Here is a 25226-nt window from a genome sequence, read left to right on the forward strand (position 1 = left end):
GACGTGACCGTGGGCCCGTGACGAGACGGACGCGAGACGAGTCGGCCGGCGCCGAGGGGACCCGTGGATCCGACGCCTCCCGGCTGATCCGTCCGAACGTGTCGGCGTCAGCCGTCGGCTCCGGTGGACTCGTTGTCTCCACCGGTCGCTGCTCCGGTCGTGGCTGCACCACCCGACGTTCCACCCGTCGTCCCGGTCGTCGAACCACCCGTCGTCGAACCGCCCGTCGTCGAACCGTCCGTCGTCCCGGTCGTCGAGCCACCGGACGTCGAACCCGTGGTGGAACCACCCGTCGATCCGCTCGTGCCCCCGTCGGTCGTCCCGGTCGAACCGCCCGTCGTCGGATCGCCCGTCGTCGAGCCATCCGTCGATCCGGTCGTGCCGCCCGTGGTCTCACCCGTCGTGTCGGTTCCTCCCGTGGTCCCACCCGTCGTGTCGGTGATGCCGGTGGTCGAACCCGTCGTGCCGCCGGTCGTGCCGTCCGACGTCGAACCGGTCGTGGTGCCCGACGTGGAACCCGTCGTGCCGGACGAACCGGTCGTCCCACCCGTCGTGCCTCCCGTACTGCTCCCGCCCGAACCCCCGCCCGACGACGAACCACCCGACGACGACCCGCCCGTGCTCCCGCCCGACGACGAACCACCGGACGACGATCCACCGGACGAGGAACCACCGGTCGACGACCCGCCCGTGCTCGCACCACCCGATGCCGATCCGCCGTTTCCTCGAACGGCGGAGTCATCGGTGAACGACGAGCTCAGGCACTCCCCCTCGCCGGCGTTCAACTCGCCGAGTGCGACGGCGATCTGCTCCACCAGCACGGCTTCACCCTGACTGCCGGGATGCAGGCCGTCCCGGCTGAGCACCCCCGGCGCACGCGCGATCTTCTCCCAGTCCACGATGGTCACGTTGTCGTAGAGCGCTGCGAGCTCGCGGATCACCTCGTTCGCCTCGCGCCACTGCGGCCGGTACTCGGTGACCGTCATCAGCAACGTGGGTCGTGGCGCGGCCCGATACAGGAGCTCACTGAGCTCCTCGTAGTACGCATCTCGATCGCGGCCGTAGTTGCTGCCCAGATGGATCACCACGGCGTCGAAGTCCTCCTCCTCGCCACCGACATCGATCCGAGCGCGTGCGACCTCGTTGCCGAACGACACGAACCGGCCGGGTTCGGCGTCGACCTCGACGGTCCAGCCGATCGGGTTCAGCGCTTCGCAGAGCTCTCCGCCGTAGCGCGTCGCCGTCGACGCGAGGATCGAATCGCCGATCACGAGCAGTCGGTTGCCGTTGACCCGTTCGGCCACCGACTCCACGACCACTCCGTCCTCGTCGACGGGCCGGGTGACGACGACCGAGATCGGAGGCTCGTCGACCTCGTCGTCGTCGAACACCGGGATCGGGATGGTGTCGGGAAGGTTGCCGACGCCGGGAACCGTCGGAATGGCCGTGGGCGGCGTCGACTCCTCGGTGTCGACCGCCCCGGCGGTTCCGCAGGCGCCGAGCACGAACGCGAGAGCGACGGAGCAGCGGCGGAACATGTCGACATTCAACCGCGTCGCGGCACGCAAGTCACGTCACATCGCTCCGGCACCCGACACGGGTCCCGGCGGGCAGATCCGGGTATCGACACGAGTCCGGACGCGACGGAGGGCGCCGGACGCGCCGGCGCCCTCCGTCGAACCGGTTCAGCCGTTGTTGGCGCGCAGCTGGTCGCGGATCTCGATGAGGAGTTCGACCTCCGACGGCCCACCCGCCACTTCTTCCTTCGGCTTCTGCACCTTCGCCGCAGCCTTCAGGATGATGAAGAGAACGAAGGCCACGATGACGAAGCTGATGATCGCATCGATGACGTTCCCGATGCTCACGAACGGACGAACTCCGGTTTCGGGGTCCACGTCACCGATCGAGAAGCCGATGCTCGAGAAGCTCGGTTGACCGACGATTCCGGCGATCAGGGGGTACAGGACGGAGTCCAGGAAGGCGTCGACGACCTGTTGGAAGTACAACGCCATCACGAGACCGACGGCGATCTCGAGGATGTTGCCCTTCATCACGAAGTCTTTGAATTCCTGCAGCATGTCTGTCTCCCTGGTGTTGTCGAATGGCGTGGAAAACTGAATTCAAGCACAACTGCCTGCTCCGCCGACACATCACGCGACACGACGCCCGAACCGGCGGCCCGAGCCACCGACCGACTCGACCCGCCCTGCTGACCCCGGTCGTCGTCACCGCCGGTCGAGCGTCGTGGACGACCGTGTCGATCGCAGATGATCGAGGATCGAGCGCACCCCGTCGTCGGCGAGGTCGATCGCCTCGTCCCAGGAGAACCATCCGATCTCCTGGCTCTCGTCGGCGGACGGGGACGGGTCGGCGTCGCCACCGTCGAGCAGGTATCGGGTGTCGAGATGTGTATGACCGCGGCCGCCCTCGTGGACGTCGACGTGGATCAGTTCGGGAACGCCGTCGTCGTCGAGCGGTCCGGCGAAGGAGACCTCGAGACCGGTTTCCTCACGCGCTTCGCGCAATGCCGCATCCCACGGCGTCTCGTTCGCATCGACGTGACCGCCCGGTTGGAGCCAGATGCCGAGGCGCTTGTGCTTGAGCAGCAACACACCACGGGGCCCGACGACGATCGCGGAACCCGTCACATGTGTCGGATCGGCATGCTCGTCGAGAGGGTGCGCCAACCCGTCCAGCGCTGTCAGGAACCGCTCGATCGATCTGCGTTCTCGATCGTCGAGCGGCGTGCGTGCAGCGACGTCGGATCGCAGTCGTTCAACCGTCATGACGCCGTTGTAGCAGCCGGGCGCGGCGCGTGTGGCGAGGGCGTGCGCGAGGCCCACGTGTTGACAGCCGTGTCGCCATCTTGTCGATGTCCAGAGTTTCGTTTCAGTTCAGCCACACGAGGACCGATACATGATGCGCAAGGCCGCCCGGCCGACAGAGCAGACGAATCCGGTTCGGCGGAACCGGAGGAAGAACGCATGGACAACGACACGAGCATTTCCCACCGAATCCTGATCGCAGTTCGAGATCCCGATCTGCGGCGCATCAGCGTCGCCGGTCTGCGCGCCGCAGGATTCTGCGTGAGCGCTCCGACGGACGGCGAGGCGGCGGTCATGCTGGCCGAGTCGTTCTCACCGGATGTCCTGATCGTCGACTCCTACCTGCCGTCCCCCGACGGCCGCCCGCTCTACGAACGACTCCGCGAATCATCCGAGCAGTACCTGCTCTGCGTCACCGACGATGGTCACCAGGTACGGACCTCGGTCCTGCACAGCGGCGCCGACGATGCGATCTCGGCTCCGATCCACGCCGGCGAACTGGCTGCCCGCTGCCACGCACTGCTTCGCCGTCCGCGTCAGATCCACAATCGCCCGGACACCGTGATGTCGTCGACGCTCACACTCGGTCCGCTCGTCATCGATCTCGGTCGACGCGAGGTCCGCGTGGAAGAGGAGGAGGTCCAGACGACCAGGATCGAGTTCTCGCTGCTCGAGCAACTCTGTCGGCGACCGACGGAGGTGTGCACTCGCGAGGATCTGCTCGATGCGGTCTGGGGCCCGAAGTGGGTCGGCGACAGCCACGTCGTCGACGTCCATCTCTCCAACCTGCGCCGCAAGCTCGACAAGGCCGCACCGGACACGAAGGTGATCCACACCGTTCGCGGGGTCGGCTTCCGCCTGGCCAACGACGTGACCGATGCGTTGGAGATCCCCACCGCAGCGCTCGCCGTCCTCGGCTGAACCCGACCGCTGGAAGCGCCGCCCGACGCTCCGTCGCTGCCGGCCGGTCCCGGTGCCGTCGTGTGCGTTCGGACACCTCCCTGCTGCCGTCACCGGCTGTCGGTGAATCGTCACGGTCCGCCTCGTATCAGGCCGTTCCGAATCGTCACGCACCCTCACCGGATCCGCGTCACGAATCGTCACGCCGGGCGGTGAGACGATTCGTGACGCGGATCGAGAACGCCGGACGAGACGATTCGTGACGCACGGCCGTGGGCCCTCGGGAGGGGCCTCCCCTGTGGCACCCAGATCGTGCTCGCGGCACCTCCGACAACTCTGCGACACCCCCATGCGCATGATGACGTCATGCAACAATTCGGATTCGGCCTCTACGTGCCACCACCTCCACCACGCGAGGCCACCCTCGATGCGAACCGGCAACGGTCCTGCGTCCCCGTCATCGAATGGCAGCTGGGGCACGAAGCACGGCGTCGTCTCGCCGATTCCCCGTACCCGCACACTCGGACGACAGCGATCTGGAGCTGCCCGGTCTGCAGCACGCCGGTTCCGCGCCTTCCGCGGGCCGGCCGGCATCGCGTCTACTGCACGAACGCCTGCCGGCAACGTGCGTACCGACTGCGCTGTGTCAGTCGCCGTCAACATCCCATGACGGCGCATCGAGACCCTCGACCGATCCGGGCGACCACGCGCGATCGGGTGCACGCAATCCGCGAGTTCGTCGACGTGTCGAGCGGACGCCGCGATTCGATCGGTCGCGGCATCACCGCGTGCGGCGCCTTCGGCCGCATGTCGATCGACACCCCCTCGCGTTTCAGTCATCTCCGATTCGCTCCCCTGGACGGCATCCCCAGTCCTGACCGATGTCGTCGATGCGAGCAGCTCAGCGGCACGGTCCCGGCACTGGACGACGAGGAAGGCGCGAGGCGTTGGAACAAGAAGCGTCAGCGAACACCCACGCTCGCGGCCTGATCACCACGGATGCGAGCGGCATCCAGCGATCACTCGGGCTTGCGGCGTCGGCCGCCGATGGAGAGTGGTCGCACTGTCCGAGCACTCATCTCAGCGATAGGTCGCCAGGAGGAACCACCTCCGGTGTTCCGCGATGACGAGGTGGGCCTGCTGACCGGCCGTGTCGTCGTCGACCACGATCTGGAATCGTGCGAGTCGTCGATGTCGACCCGGCTCCCACCATCGTTGATCGATCGGCCACGGCCCCGCCCACGACCGGACCCGACGCACTGCGCCGCGCCGCCAGCCTTCGGCCTCGCTCCCGATCAACAACCGGATCGCAGCCGGCGCGCTCGACACCATCCCACGCCCGCTGACCTCGACCACGTCCCCGTCGACGTCGAGTACGTCGAGCGGCAACGGCTCGTCGAAGACCGTCGTCGGAGATGGCGCCGGGAGGCAACCGGGCCATGGGCCCGAACGTCCGTCGATCCCGGCGCCCGTCGACGTCCGTGACACCGCCCGCTCGCGCTGGTCGAGGTCGACCAGCGTGGCCGACATCCACTGGTACCGATCGCTCGGCAGCCTCCCGCCGTGCCACACCGCAACGGTCACCGCCTGTTCCGACGTGAGCGAGGTCAGTCGCGCAACGGCACGGATCGCTCGCCGATCGGCGTCGGACTGGCCACCCCACAGACCGAGCTGCACACCCTCGTCGGCGCGCACCTCCTCCGGTGAGAGGCGCACCGACGCAACACCTCCGGTGATCTCGTGCTCACTTCCCCGCGGCAGGTTGATCCAGGCATCGAGCTGCCAGCGCACCCGTTCGACCATCGCCGGAGCCGACAGACCGCCCGACCGGTACCACGATCGTTCGGACCGCTCGCCGTGCTCGGTCTCCAGCAGCACGACCAACCGGGTGCAGACCCGACCATCGGCGCCCAGTCGTCCGGCGAGTTCGTCGGCCAGTTGTTTCGCGACGAACACGACGGCGTCGGTCTGGGCCGCCGGGTCGTCGAGCACCTTCGCGAGACGGCGTTCGGGAGCCGGGTCGGTCGTGTTGGCCGGGCGGATGTCGATGCCCGATGCGAGACGGTGAGCGTGGAGGCCGACCGGACCGAACCTGCCCAGCACGTCGGACGGCGCGAGTGCAGCGAAGTCGCCGAGGCGACGGATGCCGAGGCGGGTGAAGAGGTCGACCAGGTCTCCATCGACCTCACCGAGCGTCTGCAACCACCCGATCGGAAGCGAGGCACAGAACGCGGGCGACCCCGATGCCTCGACCACGACCGAGTGCCGACGTCGGACAGCGAGGCGTGCCGCGATGCTCGCAGCGAACCGACCGTCGGCCACACCCACACCCACGCCCACACCCACACCCGCGTCTCCTCCTGCGTCGATGCCACGGTCGTCGACGTCACGATCGACTCCGGTGCGATTTGAAGCGATGCACTGCTGGACGATGCGGCGGAGATGCTCGGCCAGAGCGGCGTCACCGCCGAAGTACCGCGACGGCCCGCGGGCCGCCACGCTCAACCAGCCGGGTTCGACGAGATCGACCCTCGGTGCGATCTCGGCGACCGCCCGCACGATCGACTCGAACTCGCGGGCATCACGTGCGGGATCGTCGTCGAGCAACACGATGTGCGGGCATCGCTGCTGCGCCTGTCGACGGCGTTGGCCGATCACCACGCCGTCGTCAGCCGCCGCAGCCGTACGCGCCACGACCCGGTGATTGCGCATCACCGCAGCAGGCACGTCGTGACGACACCCCGCAGCGGTGACCGGCCAGTCAGGGCACCACACCGTCACCATCCGCACCGGATCCATGGACGGGCCATCCGGAGCCGGACCATCCGGAGCCGGATCATCACCGGACGGGTGTCGAGTGGCCATGGTCAGCCGGCGAGGCGACGGTCGGAAGCGTCGGAATCGAGACCGCGGAGACCGGCGTCCGGATCCGTCGTGGCAGCGAGGCTGTCGGCCATCTCGGCGAGCAGTTCGGCCTGTGGGTCACGCTCGCTCGACTCCTCCGCCATGTCGACGATGTCGACCGTGGCACGGGTGCCGGAAACGGAACCGATGGTCGGAGCGGGAGCGAGTGAGCAGACCGCACGACCCGACGTGGCGTCGACGAGCAACGAGACATTCCGCGAGACCGGGAGTCGGCGACCTCCCGCCACCACGTGGATGATCCGTGAACGCAGGTGACCGGCACCCTCGGTCACCCCGCTCCACTCGGTCCGTTCGGTCGAGAACACGAGATCGCTGGTCAGCGCCCCGGACTCGCCCAGAACCACGACGATCGCCCCCTTCTGTTGGACACGCGTGGCGAGTTTGCGGACCGCCGCCGGGCTCCTCGCGCTGCGCACCTCGGCCGGCACCGTGGTGACGACCACGTCGAAACCGTCGACTGCTGCACCCATCACGTCGATCCAGGAGGCCACGGCGCCGACGCCAGCGGTGGACTCGGCCTCGGCAGCCCCGGTCTCGACACGGACGATCCGTTCGAGCGGGATGCCGAACTCGCTCGCGGCGTCGGCTCCGAACGTGGACACGTCGACCAGTGCGCCCCACGCTCCCTGCGCCAGAGCATCCCGGATCAGTCCGAACGCCAGGGACGTGTCGGCGACACCCCGACAGGACAGCACCCGACCGCGGACCAGGCCCTCGTCGGGGAGCAACCGGTCGAAAGGAGCGGCGACGGGCAGCGTCCGCTCCCGGGCCAGGGTGATCGGTTTGACACGTTCCCCCAGCTCAGCGAGTACCTGCTGGAGTGCCTCCGACTGGCCGGAACGGGTGCGGCGGGCGACATCGGACCGCGATGGTGCAGCGGAGAGCAACGGCGTACGATGATCGACAGCGAGTTCCATCGTCCGAACGATATCGAACACCTGTTCGAGAACACAAGATCGAGGTCGATACTTCGACAGTGGGCTGCTCACGACCACCGCACGGCTCACGTCAGCGGAATTCGACGAGTCCACGCGACCGAAACGGACACGAGCGCGTACGACGACTCGTCGATGTCGGACGAGCTGACACCGATGTGAGGACGCCGCGGCGTCAGCGGGCCCGGAGCAATTCGTGCAACTGGTCGGCGCTCGTGGCCTGAGCGTCGGCTCCGAGATCGCTCACGCTGACGCCGCTCACACCGCTGCCGCCGACCACGACGAACACGTCGGGCTGCTCCTTCTTGATCGCGCGACAACACGCCTCGGCGTCGATCAGGTGCACCGGGTGCGTCACCGAGAGGCCCACCGCCTTCACCTCCGTTCCGTGACGGACCGCGTGCAGGAACGACGCCGTGGGTGTGTTGGGGCCGAGATCGGTCACCTCCCACCCGTGCAGTCGGAGCAGGTCGCCGAGCATCGCTGTCGGCAGCCCGTGCGACTCCCCCGCCGGCGCACCGAGCACGACGTTGCCGAGTGATCGACCGCGCCGGATGCAGCGGGGACCGAGCCGGCCGATGATCCGCATCACGATGCCGGTCGCCTGGTGCTCGACGGCGATGTCGAACTCGCCGCTCGCCCATCGGGCACCGATCTGGACCATCGCAGGCGACAACAGATCGAGATACACCGAGCGGACGTCGGCCCCCGATGCCATGGCGGCCTCGATGACGCTCCATGCACCTTGGGCGTCACCTTCGACGAGGCGGTCCTCGAGGCGGGCCGCCCACGGTGCGCGCTTCCCGCGCGCCACCGGGCCCGCAGCCGCACCGTTGCGGAAGTCGGCGATCGCCTGATCGGTCACCTGCCACACCCCCGACACCTTCGATGCATCCAACTGGCCCAGTCGCACGTACCGGTACGCGGTCATGTAGTGCACGCCGAGTTCATCGGCAGCTTCTTGGAGCGTGAACGTCGGCGGGATCATGTCGGGACCTCGTGAAGAGTCCCGGTCACAGTACGGCTCCGCCGCGACGCCGACCCGACTGTGCACGATCACGCGCCGACATTCCCTGCCGGCGGACCGATGGAGGCTCAGCCCTGCTTGGCGGTCCAACGCTCGCGGGCTTCGCGACCGCGCACCAGCAGGTGCATCGGCACCCGCTTGGCCGCTTCGGTCATCGCCGCATCGCCACCTGCGGCAGCGGCGTCGTCGCCACCGCTCTCGGCCTCCTCGGGGGCGAGGTCCTCGAACGTGGGCGGCTCCACGCCTTCGCGCCAGTACTGGTACATGTTGCGAACCAGGTCGGCGAGTCCATCGGAGTCGAATCCCTTCTCGAGATCGACCGTGACGATGTTCGCGTACACGTGCACGCCGGCGACCTTGCCGGTGCCGAAGAGCAGACGGGCGAGTTCGTCGGACGGGGTGACCCCAGCGGCGTCGGCGACGGTGGCGAATCGTTCGTGACCCTGCCCCGACAGCGTGCGGTTGAGTTCGAAGCGGACGACGCCCGGCGAGGTACTCGGCTTCTCGGTGACGGCGACCAACTGACCCATGCGGCAGCAAGACTACCGGGTCGAGCTCCGCAGGCCCCGAACGCTCGCCCCTGCCGCTGCGGCACGCGGAGCCGAGCGCGACCTGATGTCGACGTGGTCACGTGCGTTCGAGCGAGCGCGCCAGGATCTCGGGGAAGCCGTCGGGTGTGGTGGACATCACGGTCGCCCCGAGTGCTGCGAGCGCCGCCGCGTGTTCGTGGTCGTGTGCCGGCGTGCCTTCGTCACTCAGGGCGAGCAGCACGACGACGGTCACGCCCGAGTGGATCAGTTCGCCGACCCGCTGGCGCATCACGGTGCCGTTGCCGCCTTCGAAGAGGTCCGAGATCAGGAACAGGACCGACCGGCGGGGCCGCTCGATCACCCGGGAGCAGTGCGCGAGCACGCCGGCGATGTCGGTGCCCCCGCCGAGTTGCACACCGAACAGCACCTCCACCGGGTCGTGGAGGAACGGTGTGAGGTCGGTGATCGACGTGTCGAATGCGAGGAACGTGGTCCGCAGCGTCGGGAGCTGCGCCAACACCCCGGCGAACAGCGACGCATAGACGACCGAGTCGGCCATCGAACCCGACTGGTCGACGGCGATGACGACGTCGCGCGCCAGGCTCTGCTGGCGACGTCCGTGTCCGATCAACTGCTCGGGTACGAGCGTGGAGTGCTCGGGGAGCCAGTGGCGCAGGTTCGCCTGGATCGTGCGCGGCCAGTCGATGTCCCCGGGTCGCGGACGGCGTGTCCGTGTGGCCCGGGCGAGCGCTCCACGCACCGCCTGGCGGGTCTGATCGGAGAGGCGCGCCTCGACATCGGCGAGAACTCGTGCGATGACCTGGCGGGCCGATGCCCGCGTCTCGTCGGGCAGCACCCGGTTGAGTTCCACCAGCATCGTCACCAGGCCGATGTCGGGTTCGACCGCGTCGAGCAGTTCGGGTTCGAGCAACATCTGACGGAGGTCGAGCCGTTCGACCGCATCTCGTTGCAACACCTGGACGATCGGCTTCGGGAAGTAGGTGCGGATGTCGCCGAGCCACCGCACGACGCCGGGTCGGGAGCGGCCGAGACCGCCCGCACGCGACCCGCCCGAGCGTCGCCCGCCGTCGGTCTGTTCACGGTCGTAGAGAGCGCCGAGCGCTGCATCGATACGCGCGTCGTCACCCGTCAGTCGCCCACCACCGTCCCGATCTCCGGACGCTGCCGCGTCGCCACCCCGATCGCCGCCACCTGGATCGCCGCCACCTGGATCGTCACCACCTCGATCGTCACCACCGTCAGCGTCACCCGCCCCGTCCGACACGGAGTCGCCGTCACCGGCCGCCCCGGCGGTGTCGTCCCCGTCGGCGTCGTCGGCTGCGCCCCCGAGGACCAACCTCCACCGTCGACGCCGCTCCGCGTCGGACACCTGCAGGTCGCTCACGGACGAACGTCCGCGGTGATCGGGATGCCGAGCAGGTGGCGGACCGTCACCAGGACGTCGTGCGCCCGATCTGCGTCGACACCGGCACCGAAGCCCGCCGACCGTCGCGTGGCCCCACCCATCAGCAGGTTCATGATCTGGCGGCGTTCGGCCGGCTCGAACGCACCGAAGGTCCGGCGCAGGAGCGCGACCACGGCATCGAAGGAATCGATCGTGAGCGACGACAGCCACCGGTCGACCACGCCCAGCAGGTCCACGTCGTGGACCAGCACGGTGCCCGAGCCGGCGAGGAAACCTTCGACGAACGAGGCACCGACGGCCGGCGGGGTCCCCGCGCTGAGCGCCTGGGAGAATCGGCGCTCCACGTGGCCGGCATCCCACGTCCCGGCGTCGTGCAGCAGACGGGTCGCCCTCCCCGAGATCAGACCGTGGCGCATCGCGTGCCGGTCGGCGAGTTGCGCGAGCACCGCGGGGTATGCGGTCCGACGGGCGTCGTGGTCGAGCATCGCCAGCGACGTCTGCACCGCGGTGAGCCGCTCGACCATCCGGGCGGCAGCGTCGTCGTCGAGTGACGCACAGGCGGGCACGAGGCCGGCGAGCACGCGTACGACGATGCCGTCGAACACGCCGCCGAGCGCTGCTGCGTCGGTGCCGCGCACGTCGCCGTAGCGCAGCGCGGTGGCGAGCGGGACGACGACGTCCATCAGGTGGCCCACATCGGGGTCGGTCGCCGCTCGGTCGGCCAGACGCCGGACGCTCGGTGCGACGGCGGCAGGGAGGTCGGCGAACAGTCCGGCCTCGAGGACGCCGATCAGTTCCGCGAGCCCCGTCGCCTCGTTCGCACGTTCCACGAGTCGGGCGGAGGCTGCCGTCTCGACGGTGCTCCCGTAGCCCGATCGCTCGACGAGCCGGACCGACAGTTCCGGTTCCCACGCCACCCTCCACGTCTCACGGAACGTGCCGGACGATCCGCGACCCTCCTCGGGGACGCCCCACGGCACGCCGAGAGCGAGGAGGCGATGCAACAGGTGGGACTTGCGTCGGCCGGTCGGCGTGCGCAGGTCGATCTCGACGGTCTTCGTCGCGGCGACGGGCTGGAGGCGCGCCGACTTCTGCAGGCGGGCGAGGTCGCGGGCGAGCGGCACCTGGGGCGCACCGTCGGGAACGGTCCCCAGCGCATCGCCGACGACGAGTTCGGATCGGACGACGTCGACACCGCCCATCACGGCGTCGGCGGCATCCAACACCTCACGCAGACCGGGCCGAGGGCGCCCGCGCATCGTGGCGAGCGCATCGGCCAGCCGGGTCCCTGCGATCAGGTGGTCGGGCGACGCCGAGAGCCCACGGTCGCGCAGCAGTCGGGCACCGTCGACCAGGAAACGGGCGACGCCGTCGGACCCCGGGTGCTCGAACACGTGGCGGTACCAGCCCGGGCTGTCGACGCCGGCGCCGTACCCCGATGCGCTGGTGAGGCGTCGATGCGTCCACGGCACCCACGCCGCTGCGACCTTGATCCGAGCCAGGCCGCGCAGCGTCGCGGCATCGGCCGATGCGGTCGGTGCGCCCGGCACGTCGAGGTCGAGCGCCGGGACGTGCCACGCTCCGCACACGACGGCGATGTCGTCGTGCCCGTCCTTGATCGCCTGGCGGATGGCGCGACGCATGTGCGCTTCGCGCCGTTCCTCTCCCGCCGAGGAGAAGGTGCCCGCACGGGCTGCGCCCATCGCTTCGGCGACCGCGTCGAACGCCGGAGTCCCGTCCCCGCGGTGTTCGATCACGTCCTCCCACCACCGCTCGGGATCGGGATCCCCGGCTGCTGCGGCGAGCGCTCGGAGTGGGTCGGGCGGTGCCCCACCTCCGGGAGTCGCGTGGGTGAGCAACTCGTCGTCGGGCCGGGCGGCGAACGTGACCGCCATCGGGAGGTCGATCGCCCGGACGGGGATGCCGCGGGCGTTCGCCCACCGGATCGCCTGCCACTCCGGGCTGAACGATGCGAACGGGGCGAAGATCGCGCGCCCGGGTTCGTTGGCCACGTAGCCGAGCAGCGCGACGGGGGGCACCAGACCGGGGTCGCCGACCCAGCGCAACGCCGACTCCACGTCGGCGGGTGCCTCGACCAACACCACGTCGGGCCGCAACTCGTCGAGTGCCGTGAGGACGGACCGCGCCGAGCCGGGCCCGTGGTGACGGACGCCCAGGAGACGAACGGTCAACGTGGACCCGCGTTCTGCGACGCGGACGGCGCAGGCGGCGGTGCCTGCGCCGCCACGTGATCAGGCGTCGAGGTCACGGCAGGCTTCGTAGAACTCGCCCCAGTCCGGCCGTTCGCGCACGACACCTTCGAGATACTCGCGCCACGCGACGGCGTCGTGGATCGGGTCGCTGATCACCGCACCGACGATGCCAGCCGCCACGTCGACCGGCCCGAGCGTCCCGTCGCCGAAGTGCGCCGCGAGTGCCGTGCCGTTCGTGATGACCGAGATCGCCTCGGCAGTGGACAGCGTGCCGCTGGGAACCTTCAGCGCGGTGCGCTCGTCGACCGTGACACCCGAACGCAGTTCGCGGAAGATCGTGACGACCCGACGGATCTCGTCGGCGGCCGCAGGCACCTCGGGCAGTGCCAGTGCACGCCCGAGTTCGGCGACGCGCTGCGACACGATCGAGATCTCCTCCTCGACCGTGGCCGGCAGCGGCAGGACGACGGTGTTGAAGCGGCGTCGCAGTGCCGACGACATGTCGTTCACCCCGCGGTCGCGGTCGTTCGCGGTGGCGATCAGGTTGAAGCCCTGCACCGCGGAGAGTTCGGTGTCGAGTTCGGGGATCGGCAGGACCTTCTCGGAGAGCACCGTGACGAGTGCGTCCTGGACTTCGGGCGGCATCCGGGTGAGTTCCTCGACGCGCACGATCGCCCCGCGCGCCATGCCGCGGTGGATCGGGCTGGGCACGAGTGCGTCGGGGGTGGGTCCTTCGGCGAGGAGGCGGGCGTAGTTCCAGCCGTACCGCAACGTCTCCTCGGTCGTGCCGGCCGTTCCCTGGATGAGCAGTGTGGAGTCGCCACTGATCGCCGCAGCGAGGTGTTCTCCGACCCAGGTCTTGGCGGTTCCCGGTACGCCGAGCAGGAGCACGGCCCGATCGGTGGCGAGCGTGGCGGTGGCGATCTCGATGAGACGACGTGAGCCGACGTACTTGGGGACGACGACCGTGCCGTCGGCGAGCGTCCCACCCATCAGATAGCGCACGACGGCCCAGGGCGACAGCTTCCACCCGGGTGGGCGGGGTCGGTCGTCGGCAGCGGCGATGGCGGCCAACTCGTGCGCGTACTCGTCCTCGGCGTGGGGCCGCAGCACGGCAGTGGCGGGCGACTCGCTCATCGGCGTCGACGCTACCGAAGCTCACCCCCGATGATCCGCGTCACCGGGTTCGGGGCGGGTCAGCCTGCACAGTCGTCAGCGAGAGTCAGCTCGACCTCGGTCCCGGGTTCGACGACGCTGCCGGACTCGACGCTCTGTTCGACGACGAGGTCGTCGCAGTGCGACGGCCAGGAGATCAGCAGGCCGACGACGAACTCCTCCTCGACGATGCGTTCGGCCTCGGGCAGCCGGAGTCCGACGAAGTCGGGAACGACGCACGGCGCGTACTGCAGCGCAACCGTCGTCGATGCGTCGGCGACGGCACCGGACTCGGGGGTCTGGGACTCGACGGTGTCGAAGCAGTGCGACGGGATCGCCACGCCGAACCCCGACGCGTCGAGCACGGCACGAGCGTCGGCGGTTCGCAGGCCGACCACGTCGGGGAGCGAGCCGTCGTCGGTCGCGAGAGCGGCCACGTCGATCGACGTGCTCGACTCGTTCCCGGTCGATTCGCTCCGGGTCGAGGCAGCCCCGGAGTCGGCCGAATCGCCCCCGTCGCCGCGACGGATCACCACGAAGGCGAGCACGACCGCGAGGATCACGGCGAGGGCGGCCAGTACTGCGACGGCCCGCTGGTGGTTGCGGTGGCTGATCGACTGCTCCGACGCAGTGGCCGGGAAGACTCCACCCTGGGGCAGGTCACCCGACGAGGTCACCGAACCCGGCACGAAGCCGGACGAGGCAGGCGGGCCGCCGACCGACGGACCCGCCGGGGCCCACGCCCGTGACGGGACGGGAGGAGCGGGCCTCGCCGGTGTCGAGACGGACGAGCCACCCGGCGAAGGCGGCGGTGGGCCCGCCGGCGGACGCGCCACCTGGGGCTGGGGGGCCGACGTTCGCGGACCGAGCGGCTGGGGACCGGACGTCTGCGGACCGAGGGGCTGGGACGACGCGACCGACGGCTGGTGTGGCGGCGTCGGATCGACGATCGGCACCGGGTTCGACTGGTCGACGGCGCCGGGCAGACGCGGCCGCTCGCCCTCCCCCGGCCAGTCGTCGACCGCTCCGCTGTCCTCGTCGACCCGGGGAGTCGCGCCCGCCGGGCTCTGCTGGTCCGGGCTCTGCCGGTCCGGCGCAGGTGGGGTCACCGACGACCGGTCGACACGACGCCGCTTCGCGCGGCTCCTCGTGACCGGTTCGGCATCGACCTCGTGGAGCAGGTGGGCGAACTCGCCCATCGACTCCGGTCGATCGGCGGCGTCCTTGGCCATCGCGCGGTGCAGGAGGTCGGCCAGTTCCGGCGAGACGTCGCTGCGCTCGATCCTCGGAACCGGGTCGAGCGCCACCCGCTGCATCACCCGGTACAGCCCGCTCGGCTCCCCGGAGTAGGGCGGCGACCCGTCGAGCAGCGTGAACAGCGTGGCCGCCAGGCCGTACACGTCGGACTGCTCCGTGCCCGGCTTGCCGTCGAGGACCTGAGGGTCGGCGTACGACGGTGTCGCCCGGATCGTTGACGTGACCGACTCGTCGTCGACGAGCGCCGCGATGCCGAAATCGACGATCTTGGGTTGCCCGAACCGTGAGATCAGGATGTTCTCGGGCTTCAGGTCGAGGTGGAGCACTCCGCCCTCGTGGGCGTGGTGGAGCGCCTCGGCCAGGGTGGCGCCCAGTCCGACCACGTCGGCGGCCGGAAGCGGACCCTCGCGTGCGAGCCGGTCGGCGAGCGAGCCGCCACGGATCATCTCCATCACGATGTACGGCTCCTGGTTCGCCGTGAAGCCCGACGTGTAGACGATGCCGATCGTCGGGTGGCCCGACAGGATGCCCATCGCACGCCGCTCGCGATCGAAGCGGCGGCGGGCCGAGTCGTCGTGGATCCGGGCGAGGATCTTGACGGCGACCTCGCGTCCGTGCGCGTCGTCCGCGGCCCGGTGCACCGTGCCGAACCCGCCTGGCCGATCACGCCCAGCGGCGTGAACCCCTCGATCTCGAACGTCATCGTCGCGACGACGACTGGTCGACGATCGTCAGGGCCCTCACGACCTCGATCATGTCAGATCCGCACGCCACCGGCGGCGGACTTGTCGGGACCTGACGGCGGGCGAGCGCCGACCTGTGGAGTGGTTCGTCGTGTCGCGTCGTCGGTCATCTCGCCGTCAGTTCGTCGAGCATGCGATGGCGGGTGGTCGCGAGATCGGCGAGCACCGACGCCAGCCCTCGCCCGGGTGACGACGGGTCGACGGAGTCGAGGACGTCGGCCACGTCGACGAGCGCATCGGTCCGACACCGGGCGATCACGTTGATCAACACGGCCCGATGGGCCTCGCCGAGCGTCCGTTCCTCGAGCCCGATCGCGATGGTTCCGCCGATCTCGGCGCCGCCGGCGGTGAGCAGCGCAACGAGATCGGGCGGGACCGGGAGGTCGGGCAGGACGGCCATCCGTTCCATCTCCACGCCCGTCGGCCGGCGTGTGGACGCCGAGTCGAGTTCGGGCAGATGTTCGCCGAGCCACGCAGCGAGTGGGCCTGCCGCCACCAGGACGCGGATGCGACGCACGGGGTCACGACGTTGGCGCCGCAGCACCTGCGGCACGAGTTCCGGCGCGAGCCGCCATCCCTGCTCGATCAGCGTGAGCATCCACTCGTCCTCGAGGACCGGCCACGACGTGGTGATGTGTCGCCACCGGTCGACGGCCGCTCGGGGACATGGCGGCCGATCGTCGGCGACCGGGGGTGCGAGCGGCATGAGCGGTGGCCCGGGGAGCACGCCGGCGCGCCGGACCGCGGTGCACGCCGCGACCTGGGCCAGCATGCGCGACGACGGGTCGGCGCGCACCGAGTCGGCGACGAGGTCGCCGAGTTCGCCCTGCGCCGACGGCGGATCGCGACGATCGGTGCCGAGCAGCGCCGTGGTCACGAGTCCTCGCCACAGTTCGTCGATCGTCACCGCTCACCTCCCGACCCGACGAACGACTCCTCCGCACGCGGGCCGATGTCGATCGAGCGGTCGTCGACGTGGATCGCGAGTGGGACCACGCCGTGCGGCGTCCACTCGATCGTCAGATCGACCTCCGCACCGGCCGACGCGGCGAGCAGGGCGGCCAGCCCGTGCTCGCCAGAACGTCCGCTCCTCTCGGACGACCCGAGCAACGGGAGCGAGCCGGTGTGATCGTTCAGGCTCCATCCGTTGCCGGATCGCGCCACCGCAGCGGTGACCGACGCAGGGAGACGATCGAGCCACGGCTCACCGACGAGCATCCGCCCGATCTCGTCGCAGGCCGCGGCGATCGTCTGGCCCGGCGGACGCCCGGCAGGCGGGCCGGCGCCCGGTTCGTTCGGGAAGATCAGGTCGACCGGATCGGGGTGACGGGTGCCCAGCAGGGCGCGCAGCGCGGGCCCGGGGTACCGGTGGAGGTCGGCGTGCACGGCGGTGCCGACCTCGAGGGTGTCGTCGAGGCTCTGCTGGTAGGCGGCGAACGACAGCAGCAGCGCCCAACGGCCGCTGGACTCGCCTCGCAGCCAGTGCCGACGCACTTCGATCCGGTCCTCGCGCTGGTCGCTGCGCCCGGCGACCACCCAGTGGTCGGTGTCGGGAACCCCACCCAACACGTCGGCCTTGCGCACCTGCCAGCCCACCGTGGTGGCCACGGCGTCGGCGAGCGGATCGGGCAGCGAGCCGAGGCGACGACCGGCCTGGGAGAGCAGGTGCAGCACGCCCAGTTCGCCGAGGACGTCGTCGTGCCACGTGACCGATGCTCCCACCAGCCCGGCGAGACGCCGGACCCGGTTGGCGAGGCTGCCGGCCTGCGCGTCGACGAGGCGCGCCGCGAGGTCGTCCCACGTCGCGTAGCGGGCGAGCGCGGGGTCGGCCAGACCGGTGCGGATGCGGTCGTCGAGCCACCGGTCGAGTTCGGTCAGCCCGGCGAACATCCGCTCGACACGTTCGTCACGGGCGTCGTTGCGCTCGTGTTCGGGCGGCGGTTCGGTGGCCGTGCCGTCGTCGGAGTCGCCTCCGCCTGCTCCACCCGACCGCCGACCGGGTCCATCGGACCCAGCGGATCCGTCGCCCGATGTCGACTCCGCCGTTCCGCCCGACGTCGAGTCGGCGGATTCGGGCGTCGACGCCGCGGATGCCGCTCTCGTCGTGATGCGTCGGGCGATCCAGACCTCGGTGGACGGAGCGGGCACGCCGGCGGGCACCTGATCGCGCGCCCAGAGCAGGAGCAGTGCGAGGGCATGCTTGCACGGCGTCCTGCGGCTCGGGCACGAGCAACGGAAGCCGACGCCGACGTGGTCGACCGCCGTGTCGTACGGCTCGGCGCCACTCCCCTGGCACGATCCCCAGATGCCCCGGTCGTCGGCACCGAGTCCGCTCCACCGCTGCGGCGTGGCCAACGGTTGCGCAGCGGTGACGGCGGAGGGTGACGGCGCCACCGACTCGACCTGTTCGACCGACCACCTCACCGTGATGACCGTACCCACGTGCGGCCACGCGGAGGTGCACGCGCCGGAGCGATCGGCCGATGGTCCGGCGACCCGCCGCATCTTCTCCGACCTGCGGCGGGCGAGACATGATGGAGCGATGTCGATGCGGGTGATGACGTGGAACCTGTGGTGGCACTTCGGACCGTGGGAGCAACGCCAGGCGCTGATCGTCGATGCTCTGCTCGCTGCCGCGCCGGACGTCGTGTGCCTGCAGGAGGTGTGGTCCGACGAGGACGACGACCAACTCGATCACCTCGCCGACGCTCTCGAGATGTACGCGGTGCGCACCGATCCGGTGTTCTACGACGGCCAGTCGTTCGGCAACGCCGTGATGTCACGCTGGCCGGTGGATCGCCTGGCCGACGAACGGCTGCCACGCGCCGACGGCAAGGCGAGTCACCGGCGTGTCGTGGCCGCGATGGTCGACACGCCGTTCGGTCGGTGGCCGATCGCGTCGACACATCTCGACCACCGTTTCGACCGGTCGGCGGACCGCTCTGCCCAGATCCGCCATCTGATGGAGTCCGCGATCCGCTGGCGGGGTGATCCGACGGTCGATCTGCCGGTGATCATCGGTGCCGACCTCAACGCAGTGGCCGACACCGAGGAGGTACGGATGGCGACGGGTCGCACCGCAGGGGTCGAGGGAATCGTGTTCTCCGACGTGTGGGAACAGGTCGGTGACGGGCCGGGTGCGACGTGGCTCCGCGAGAACCCCCACTCGCGCGTCTCGGCCTGGCCGAACCGACGCCTCGACTACCTGCTCGTCTCCTGGCCACGACCCAAACCCGTCGGCAATCCGATCCGAGCTCGGCTCGTCGGCCACGGCGGTGACGCCGACGTGTGGCCGAGCGATCATCTGGCGCTGGTGGCCGACGTCACGACGCCGACGCTCGCGAGCGATCCCGCCGGCGTCTGACCGCCGCGGTCACCTGGTCAGGTCGAGGCGGGCCACGATCTCGTCGTCCTCGATCTCGCCGGTCGGGACGAAGCCGCGCGCGAGGTAGAACGCCTCGGGCGATCCTCGGCCCTCCGACCAACTCAGGTCGAGCGCGGTGGCGCCCATCGCCCGCGCCCGATCGATCACGAGGTCGAGCGCCATCGAGCCGATCCCCCGGCGCTGGTGCATCCGGTCGATCAGGAACCGCCAGAGGTACGGAACGGGTTCGCCGGCTGTCGGCTCGGCCGTCATCACGAAGCCGACGATCTCACCATCGGCCTCGATCGCCCGGTACCACGGCACGACGTCCTCACCGTCGTGTGTCCCGGGTACCAGTGCCGCCGCCAACGAGGCGGCCACGGGTGCCACGAAGCGCTCCTGGCTGCGATGTGTCGCCAGTCGGAACACGCGGCGCAGGTTCGCCTCGGTGATCTCGACCAGGGCGACCTCCTCGGGTCGATGGTCCGGGCGGGCGATCCAGGCTCGCCAGTCGTCGACCGTCATCGCGAGGATCCAGTCGTCGGAGTTCACGTCGCCGACCCAGAAGGAGTTCCGCGTGTGCCCTTCGACGACCATGCCGAGCTGCTCGGCGACGCGGACCGATGCCAGGTTCTCGGGGTGCATCGTCGCCTGCACCCGCGCCACCCCGACCGTGTCGAACAGCCAGCGCGTCAGTGCCGTCGCGGCTTCCTGGGCGATGCCGCGCCCGCGGTGCGCAGCGTCGACCGTCCAGCCGATCTCGGCACATCGCCCGTCGAACGTCAGGCCGAGCGCGAGGTCCCCGACCGGCGAGCCGGTCGCGACGTCGTCGATCGCCAGTTGCATCCATCCGTTCGCCGGAGGGGCGGAGCCGCACGACACGCTCATCTCGATCACCTCCCGGGCCATGTCACGCGGATATGGAAGGGACCAGTTCTGGAACTCTGCGGTCGACGGGTCGTTGCGACGCTCCCACAGGGGATCGACGTCGTCGGGTCGCACGATCCGCACGACGAGGCGCTCGGTCCTCAACGAGTCGAACGGCGGAACGGTCATCGACGAAGTGTGTCGCATCCACCGCGTGATCGATGCCCCGGTTTCCGCCCGTCCCGTCGGGTCACGCACGGGGTGGACGTCAGCGCGACGAGAGGGCGACGGCGACTCGGTGACCGCTCACGGCGTCGGAGGCCTGTTTGGCGTGGTAGCTGGACCTGGTGAGCGGGCTGGCCTCGACGTGGCCGATGCCGAACGACTCGCCGATCCGCTTCCACCGGTCGAACTCGGCGGGCTCGGCATAACGGACGACCGGGAGGTGGTGCGACGTGGGCCGCAGGTACTGACCGATGGTCACGATGTCGACGCCGAGGTCGGCGAGGTCGCCGAGCAGGCCGACGATCTCCTCGTCGGTCTCCCCGAGACCCGCCATGAACCCGGTCTTGGTGACCAACCCAGCGGCCTTCGCACGAGCGAGCACGCCGAGCGAGCGGGCGTATCCGGCCGAGGGGCGAACGGCCCGTTGGAGTCGGGCGACCGTCTCGACGTTGTGGTTCATCACGTCGGGACGCGATGCGAACAGCAGGTCGAGCGATGCGTCGTCGCCCTTCGCGTCGGAGATCAACGTCTCGATCCGTGCGCGCGGTCGACGGAATCGGATCGCGTCGACGCACGCCGCCACGTGGGCCATGCCACCGTCGGCGAGGTCGTCGCGGGCGACCATCGTGAGCACGGCGTGGTCGAGTTCCATCCGGTCGATGGCCTCGGCGACCCGCTCGGGTTCGTCGGCGGCCGGACCGAGTGGCTTGCGGGTGTCGACGAGGCAGAAGCCGCACGCGCGCGTGCACCGCTCACCGAGCACCATGAACGTGGCCGTGCCGTCGGACCAGCAGTCGGACAGGTTCGGGCAACCGGCGTCCTCGCACACCGTGACCAGATCGAGGGAGCGGATCGTCTTCTTCAGCTCCATCACCTCGGGGCCCAGATCGACCTTGGGGCGCAGCCAGTCGGGCTTGCGGGTCTCGATCGACAGGCCGTCGGTGACGCCGGCGGCCTCCAGACGGGCAGCGGCGCGGGACGACACGAGCTTCACCTGTTCGCCCGGGCCCTCGCCTCGGCTGAATGCGGTGAGATCGCGGCCGTCGGCCGCATGGGTCCACGCGACGTCCTGACGCTCGATCGCTCCGTCGGCCCACCGTTCGGCAGCGAGTCGGGCGACGATCTCGGCGACGTGACGCATCGACACGTCGACGCCCTCCTCGGCGAGCGACGTGACCGGCTTGTCACCGATCCCGCACGGCACGATGTGCTCGCGCATGTACGTGAGGTCGGTCGTGACGTTGAGGGCGAACCCGTGCATCGTGCGACCGCGACGCAGCCGCACACCGATGGCACAGATCTTGCGTTCCCGAGGCGTGCCCGGATCGAGCCACACTCCGGCGAACCCGTCGAGTCGACCCGCGGTGGCCAGGCCGAGTTCGTGGAGGACGTCGATGACCAGGCCTTCGACTCCGCACACGTGATCCGACGCTCCGAGGCTGTTCTCGACGTTCAGGATCGGGTAGCCGACGAGTTGACCGGGGCCGTGGTAGGTGATGTCGCCGCCGCGCTTCACGGCGACGAGTTCGGCTCCGACCGCGGCGGGCTCGCACCGCAGGTTGTTCGCCAGGTCGGCGGTGCGGCCGTGGGTGAACACGTGCGGATGTTCGAGCAGCAGCAGGTGCTGCCCCGAACCGTGATCGAACAGCGACTGCTGCACGGCCAGCGCCTCGCGGTACGGCACCGTGCCGAGCCAGCGGACGGCGAGCGCGTCCCGGCCGGTGGCCGTTACCGGCGTCGACGCGGAAGGCGAGGTCACAACTCCCCGGCCCAGTCCTTCGTCTCGAGCAGCTCCTTCACCTTCTTGAGGAAGCCCGCGGCGTAGGCACCGTCGAATGCGCGATGGTCCCACGCCATGGAGAGGTTGCCGACCGGATGGATCGCGATGGCTTCCGATCCGCCCTCGCCGATGACGACGGGCTTGCGGACGATCGCGTCGGTCGAGATGATCCCGACCTGGGGCTGGTTGATGATCGGCATGGTGAGCACCGAGCCGGCCGAGCCGTTGTTCGAGATGGTGAACGTGCCGCCCGAGATCTCGTCGGGTGCGAGCCGCCGGTTGCGGGCGCGGTCGGCGAGGTCGGAGATCTCCGACGCGATCGCTCCGAGGCGCTTGGTCTCGGCGTCACGGATCACGGGGGCGAGCAGGCCCTCGTAGTCGAGGTCGACGGCGATGCCGAGGTCGATGTAGTCGTGCACGATCAGTTGGTCGTCGGACAGGCTCGCGTTGAGGTGCGGGAACTCGCCGAGTGCGTCGATGATCGCCCGGGAGATGAACGGCAGGTAGGTGAGGCTGAAGCCGTGCTGTGCCTTCCACTCCGCCTTCCTGGCGGACCGCACGACGTCGACGTTGGCGAAGTCGACCTCCACGACGCTGAACGCATGCGGGCTGACCGCCTTGCTCATCACCATGTGGTCGCCTGTGAGCTGACGGATCTTCGACAGCCGGATCGCCGAATCGCGTTCACCGACCTTGACGGACGGAGCCGACGCGGCGGGCTTCGGAGCGGCCGGTGCCGGTGCCGTGGATTGCTCGGACGCGGGCGACGACGCATCGGCCGGTGACGACGAGCCGGGATCCGGCTTGACCGCTCCTGCGGCGGCATCGGTCGGTTGCTGCGCCGACGCCTGGGGCCCACCCTCGGGCACGGCCGCGTCGGCTTGCTTGGTGGCCCCGCTGGCATCGATGTGGTCGAGGACGTCGTCACGCGTGATGCGACCGCCCGGGCCCGTGCCGGTGATCTGATCGGGGTCGAGCGAGTGCTCGTTGACGAGGCGGCGCACGACCGGTGACAGGAGCCGGTTGTCGCCGGCCGGAGCGGTCGGCTCCGGTGCCGGCTGCTCGGCAGCGGGAGCCGGCGACGGCTCGGGCGCCGGTTGCGCAGCGGGAGCGGCCTCGGCGGCCGGCTCGGGCGCAGGAGCGGCGTCGGGCTCCGGAGCGGCCGCAGGCGCCTCCTCGGCCTGCGGTGCCGGCGCCTCCTCGGCGGCGGGTGCCGGTGCATCGGCGGGCGCGCCGTCGGCGTCGCCGACCACGGCGATCACGGTGCCGACCTCGACGGTGTCGCCTTCCTGGACGCGGATCTCGGTGAGCGTGCCCGACACGGGCGACGGCACCTCGGTGTCGACCTTGTCCGTGGACACCTCGAACAGGGGCTCGTCCTCGGCGACCGTGTCACCGACGGCCTTGAACCACTGCGTGATCGTGCCTTCGGTGACGGTTTCGCCGAGCTGCGGGAGGGTGACGTCTGCCATGTCGATGGTGTCCTTGGTGCGGTGATTCGGGGTTGCGGTGATTCGGTTGCGGGTGGCCGGCCGGGTCAGCCGTTGAAGTTGCGGCCGGTGAGCGAGAGCACGGTCTCGCCGAACAGCTCGCTGAGACTCGGGTGCGGCTGGATGAACTCGGCGATCTCGTCGACCGTCGCCTCCCAGTTGACGGCGAGGTAGCCGCCCGAGAGTTGCTCGGTGACCCAGGGGCCCACCATGTGGACGCCCAGCACCTGTCCGGCGGTGCCGTCGGCGCGCTTCTTGGCGATGACCTTCACGAGACCCTCGGTCTCGCCGAGGATCATCGCTCGGCTGTTGAACTTGAACGGGTGCTTGGCGACCACGACATCGTGACCGGCGTCCTTGGCCTGCTGTTCGTCGGGCCCCGCCCACGCGACTTCGGGGTGGCAGTAGATCGCCCACGGCACCCGGTCGTACATGACCGGCATCGGGTTCTCACCGAGCAGGTGCTTGACGACGAGGATCGCCTCGGCGTAGGCGACGTGAGCGAGTTGCGGGGTGTTGATGAGGTCGCCGACTGCGTAGACGCCGCTCTCGCCGGTCTGGCAGAACTCGTCGACGACGACGAAGCCGCGCTCGTCGACCTGCACCCCGGTGCCGTCCAGGCCGAGTTCGTCGGCGAAGGGTCGGCGGCCCACGGACACGACCACGGCGTCGACCACGACCGATTCGCCGTCGCCGAAGGCGACCGTGGTCGCACCGTTGCCGTCGGGCGTGTGGCCGTTGACCATGACGCCGGTCTTGATCGCGATGTTCTTCTTCCTGAACGACTTGACGACGACGTTCGCGACGTCGTTGTCGAGGCCGGGGAGGATCTTGGGGAGGCCCTCGAGGATCGTGACCTCGGAGCCGAGGTCGGCGAACGTGGAAGCGAACTCACAGCCGATCGCTCCGCCGCCGATCACCGCCACCCGGGCGGGCAGCGTGTCGAGGTCGAGCACCTCGTCGCTGGTCATGATCGGCCCGCCACGCTCGAACCCGGGGATGAGGCGTGGCACCGACCCCGATGCGAGCATGACGAAGTCGCCCGTGATCGTTGCCGAGCCTCCGTCGCCCATGGCCACCTGGACCGTGCGACCCGCCGACAACGAGCCGGTGCCGTTGAACACCTCGACGTTGCGGTTCTTGCACATCGCGCCGATGCCCCCGACGAGCTGTCGGACGATGCCCTGCTTGCGCTCCTGCGTCCGGGCGAACGCGACGCTCGCGGCGCTCCCTTCGGGTGCTCCGGTCTCGATGCCGAAGTCCGCTGCGTGGTCGACGTGTCGCTTCACCGCAGCCGTCTCGAGGAACGCCTTGGCCGGGATGCACCCGCGGTTGAGGCACGTGCCGCCGAGCGCATCCTTCTCCACCAGGGCCACGTTCAGGCCGGCCGATGCCCCGTAGAGGGCGGCGCAGTATCCGCCGGGTCCGCCGCCGATGACGACGAGATCGAAGTGGTCAGATCGTTCGCTCACGGGGCTCACCGTAGCGCTCCGCGGCCTGGTCGTGGCCGGTCGGGTCGAAGTGACCGGCCGGTAACCGGTGGCCCCGACACCATGACCGGCGT

The 25226-nt window shown here is 69.9% G+C and carries 20 protein-coding genes and 1 pseudogene; 3 read left to right on the forward strand and 18 right to left on the reverse strand.

Going from position 1 to position 25226, the window contains the following annotated elements:
* Positions 1-107: 107 nt before the first annotated feature.
* From ABJK40_RS11420 to ABJK40_RS11430, 3 genes are all read right to left on the reverse strand, one after another.
* Positions 108-1538 (reverse strand): hypothetical protein, encoded by a 1431-nt coding sequence (locus tag ABJK40_RS11420; protein WP_348480806.1) that lies wholly within the window; start codon positions 1536-1538, stop codon positions 108-110.
* Positions 1539-1685: 147 nt separating this feature from the next.
* Entirely contained in the window at positions 1686-2078 is a 393-nt protein-coding gene (mscL, locus tag ABJK40_RS11425) for a large conductance mechanosensitive channel protein MscL (RefSeq protein WP_348480807.1), read from the reverse strand.
* A gap of 147 nt (positions 2079-2225) precedes the next feature.
* Positions 2226-2786, reverse strand: a complete 561-nt coding sequence (locus ABJK40_RS11430; protein ID WP_348480808.1) for an NUDIX domain-containing protein — start codon at positions 2784-2786, stop codon at positions 2226-2228.
* 198 nt (positions 2787-2984) lie between these two features.
* On the opposite strand from ABJK40_RS11430, the gene ABJK40_RS11435 reads away from it, so the two are divergent.
* Both ABJK40_RS11435 and ABJK40_RS11440 read left to right on the forward strand, forming a co-directional pair.
* Complete coding sequence (locus ABJK40_RS11435) at positions 2985-3746, forward strand: response regulator transcription factor (RefSeq protein ID WP_348480809.1); 762 nt, start codon at positions 2985-2987, stop codon at positions 3744-3746.
* Positions 3747-4442: 696 nt separating this feature from the next.
* Positions 4443-4715, forward strand: coding sequence for a hypothetical protein (locus ABJK40_RS11440; protein ID WP_348480810.1), 273 nt, complete (start codon positions 4443-4445; stop codon positions 4713-4715).
* Positions 4716-4805: 90 nt separating this feature from the next.
* Here ABJK40_RS11440 and ABJK40_RS11445 read toward each other — a convergent pair whose 3' ends face one another.
* The 11 genes and pseudogenes from ABJK40_RS11445 to ABJK40_RS11495 all read right to left on the reverse strand — a co-directional run bounded on the left by ABJK40_RS11445 (position 4806) and on the right by ABJK40_RS11495 (position 18360).
* Positions 4806-6524, reverse strand: a complete 1719-nt coding sequence (locus ABJK40_RS11445; protein WP_348480811.1) for a DNA polymerase Y family protein — start codon at positions 6522-6524, stop codon at positions 4806-4808.
* A gap of 68 nt (positions 6525-6592) precedes the next feature.
* Positions 6593-7567, reverse strand: coding sequence for a hypothetical protein (locus ABJK40_RS11450; protein ID WP_348480812.1), 975 nt, complete (start codon positions 7565-7567; stop codon positions 6593-6595).
* Between the two features lie 193 nt (positions 7568-7760).
* Complete coding sequence (locus ABJK40_RS11455; RefSeq protein ID WP_348480813.1) at positions 7761-8573, reverse strand: B12-binding domain-containing protein; 813 nt, start codon at positions 8571-8573, stop codon at positions 7761-7763.
* A 107-nt stretch (positions 8574-8680) separates the two neighbouring features.
* Positions 8681-9142, reverse strand: a complete 462-nt coding sequence (locus tag ABJK40_RS11460; RefSeq protein ID WP_348480814.1) for a hypothetical protein — start codon at positions 9140-9142, stop codon at positions 8681-8683.
* 97 nt (positions 9143-9239) lie between these two features.
* A complete protein-coding gene (locus tag ABJK40_RS11465; protein ID WP_348510269.1) occupies positions 9240-10547 on the reverse strand; it encodes a VWA domain-containing protein in 1308 nt (435 codons plus the stop codon).
* The gene (locus tag ABJK40_RS11470; protein ID WP_348482486.1) at positions 10544-12760 is read right to left on the reverse strand and encodes a DUF5682 family protein; all 2217 of its coding nucleotides are present in this window, start codon (positions 12758-12760) and stop codon (positions 10544-10546) included. The genes ABJK40_RS11465 and ABJK40_RS11470 overlap by 4 nt, the downstream gene beginning before the upstream one ends.
* Positions 12761-12820: 60 nt before the next feature.
* Positions 12821-13918 (reverse strand): AAA family ATPase, encoded by a 1098-nt coding sequence (locus ABJK40_RS11475; protein WP_348482488.1) that lies wholly within the window; start codon positions 13916-13918, stop codon positions 12821-12823.
* Between the two features lie 59 nt (positions 13919-13977).
* Positions 13978-15168, reverse strand: a complete 1191-nt coding sequence (locus ABJK40_RS11480) for a PASTA domain-containing protein (protein WP_348482533.1) — start codon at positions 15166-15168, stop codon at positions 13978-13980.
* Positions 15148-15837: pseudogene (locus ABJK40_RS11485) on the reverse strand (serine/threonine-protein kinase); the annotation flags it as partial. The pseudogene ABJK40_RS11485 and the gene ABJK40_RS11480, both read right to left, overlap by 21 nt.
* A gap of 205 nt (positions 15838-16042) precedes the next feature.
* Positions 16043-16843, reverse strand: a complete 801-nt coding sequence (locus ABJK40_RS11490; protein ID WP_348482489.1) for a hypothetical protein — start codon at positions 16841-16843, stop codon at positions 16043-16045.
* A complete protein-coding gene (locus ABJK40_RS11495) occupies positions 16840-18360 on the reverse strand; it encodes an SWIM zinc finger family protein (RefSeq protein WP_348482491.1) in 1521 nt (506 codons plus the stop codon). Before ABJK40_RS11495 ends, ABJK40_RS11490 begins: the two co-directional genes overlap by 4 nt.
* A 118-nt stretch (positions 18361-18478) precedes the next feature.
* On the opposite strand from ABJK40_RS11495, the gene ABJK40_RS11500 reads away from it, so the two are divergent.
* Positions 18479-19300, forward strand: coding sequence for an endonuclease/exonuclease/phosphatase family protein (locus ABJK40_RS11500; RefSeq protein WP_348482493.1), 822 nt, complete (start codon positions 18479-18481; stop codon positions 19298-19300).
* 9 nt (positions 19301-19309) lie between these two features.
* On the opposite strand, the gene ABJK40_RS11505 is transcribed toward ABJK40_RS11500, so the two are convergent.
* The 4 genes from ABJK40_RS11505 to lpdA form a co-directional block, all read right to left on the reverse strand.
* Complete coding sequence (locus tag ABJK40_RS11505) at positions 19310-20356, reverse strand: GNAT family N-acetyltransferase (protein WP_348482495.1); 1047 nt, start codon at positions 20354-20356, stop codon at positions 19310-19312.
* 79 nt (positions 20357-20435) lie between these two features.
* The gene (gene lipA / locus ABJK40_RS11510; protein ID WP_348482496.1) at positions 20436-22151 is read right to left on the reverse strand and encodes a lipoyl synthase; all 1716 of its coding nucleotides are present in this window, start codon (positions 22149-22151) and stop codon (positions 20436-20438) included.
* Positions 22148-23644: a dihydrolipoamide acetyltransferase family protein gene (locus ABJK40_RS11515; RefSeq protein WP_348510270.1), complete on the reverse strand. Its 1497-nt coding sequence runs from the start codon at positions 23642-23644 to the stop codon at positions 22148-22150. The genes lipA and ABJK40_RS11515 overlap by 4 nt, the downstream gene beginning before the upstream one ends.
* A 65-nt stretch (positions 23645-23709) precedes the next feature.
* On the reverse strand, positions 23710-25134 hold the full coding sequence (lpdA, locus tag ABJK40_RS11520; protein WP_348482500.1) for a dihydrolipoyl dehydrogenase: 1425 nt from the start codon (positions 25132-25134) through the stop codon (positions 23710-23712).
* Between the last annotated feature and the right edge of the window lie 92 nt (positions 25135-25226).

Source organism: Ilumatobacter sp., assembly GCF_039969435.1.
Lineage (GTDB): Bacteria > Actinomycetota > Acidimicrobiia > Acidimicrobiales > Ilumatobacteraceae > Ilumatobacter_A.

Excerpts from the sequence above, each read along its gene's own strand:
- ABJK40_RS11435 (WP_348480809.1), top strand. The coding sequence starts at position 2,985 with ATGGACAACGACACGAGCATTTCCCACCGAATCCTGATCGCAGTTCGA.
- ABJK40_RS11475 (WP_348482488.1), bottom strand. The coding sequence starts at position 13,918 with ATGAGCGAGTCGCCCGCCACTGCCGTGCTGCGGCCCCACGCCGAGGAC.
- ABJK40_RS11460 (WP_348480814.1), bottom strand. The coding sequence starts at position 9,142 with ATGGGTCAGTTGGTCGCCGTCACCGAGAAGCCGAGTACCTCGCCGGGC.
- mscL (WP_348480807.1), bottom strand. The coding sequence starts at position 2,078 with ATGCTGCAGGAATTCAAAGACTTCGTGATGAAGGGCAACATCCTCGAG.
- ABJK40_RS11420 (WP_348480806.1), bottom strand. The coding sequence starts at position 1,538 with ATGTTCCGCCGCTGCTCCGTCGCTCTCGCGTTCGTGCTCGGCGCCTGC.
- ABJK40_RS11515 (WP_348510270.1), bottom strand. The coding sequence starts at position 23,644 with ATGGCAGACGTCACCCTCCCGCAGCTCGGCGAAACCGTCACCGAAGGC.
- ABJK40_RS11505 (WP_348482495.1), bottom strand. The coding sequence starts at position 20,356 with ATGACCGTTCCGCCGTTCGACTCGTTGAGGACCGAGCGCCTCGTCGTG.
- ABJK40_RS11455 (WP_348480813.1), bottom strand. The coding sequence starts at position 8,573 with ATGATCCCGCCGACGTTCACGCTCCAAGAAGCTGCCGATGAACTCGGC.
- ABJK40_RS11450 (WP_348480812.1), bottom strand. The coding sequence starts at position 7,567 with ATGGAACTCGCTGTCGATCATCGTACGCCGTTGCTCTCCGCTGCACCA.
- ABJK40_RS11500 (WP_348482493.1), top strand. The coding sequence starts at position 18,479 with ATGTCGATGCGGGTGATGACGTGGAACCTGTGGTGGCACTTCGGACCG.
- ABJK40_RS11480 (WP_348482533.1), bottom strand. The coding sequence starts at position 15,168 with ATGGCCAAGGACGCCGCCGATCGACCGGAGTCGATGGGCGAGTTCGCC.
- ABJK40_RS11430 (WP_348480808.1), bottom strand. The coding sequence starts at position 2,786 with ATGACGGTTGAACGACTGCGATCCGACGTCGCTGCACGCACGCCGCTC.
- ABJK40_RS11445 (WP_348480811.1), bottom strand. The coding sequence starts at position 6,524 with ATGGATCCGGTGCGGATGGTGACGGTGTGGTGCCCTGACTGGCCGGTC.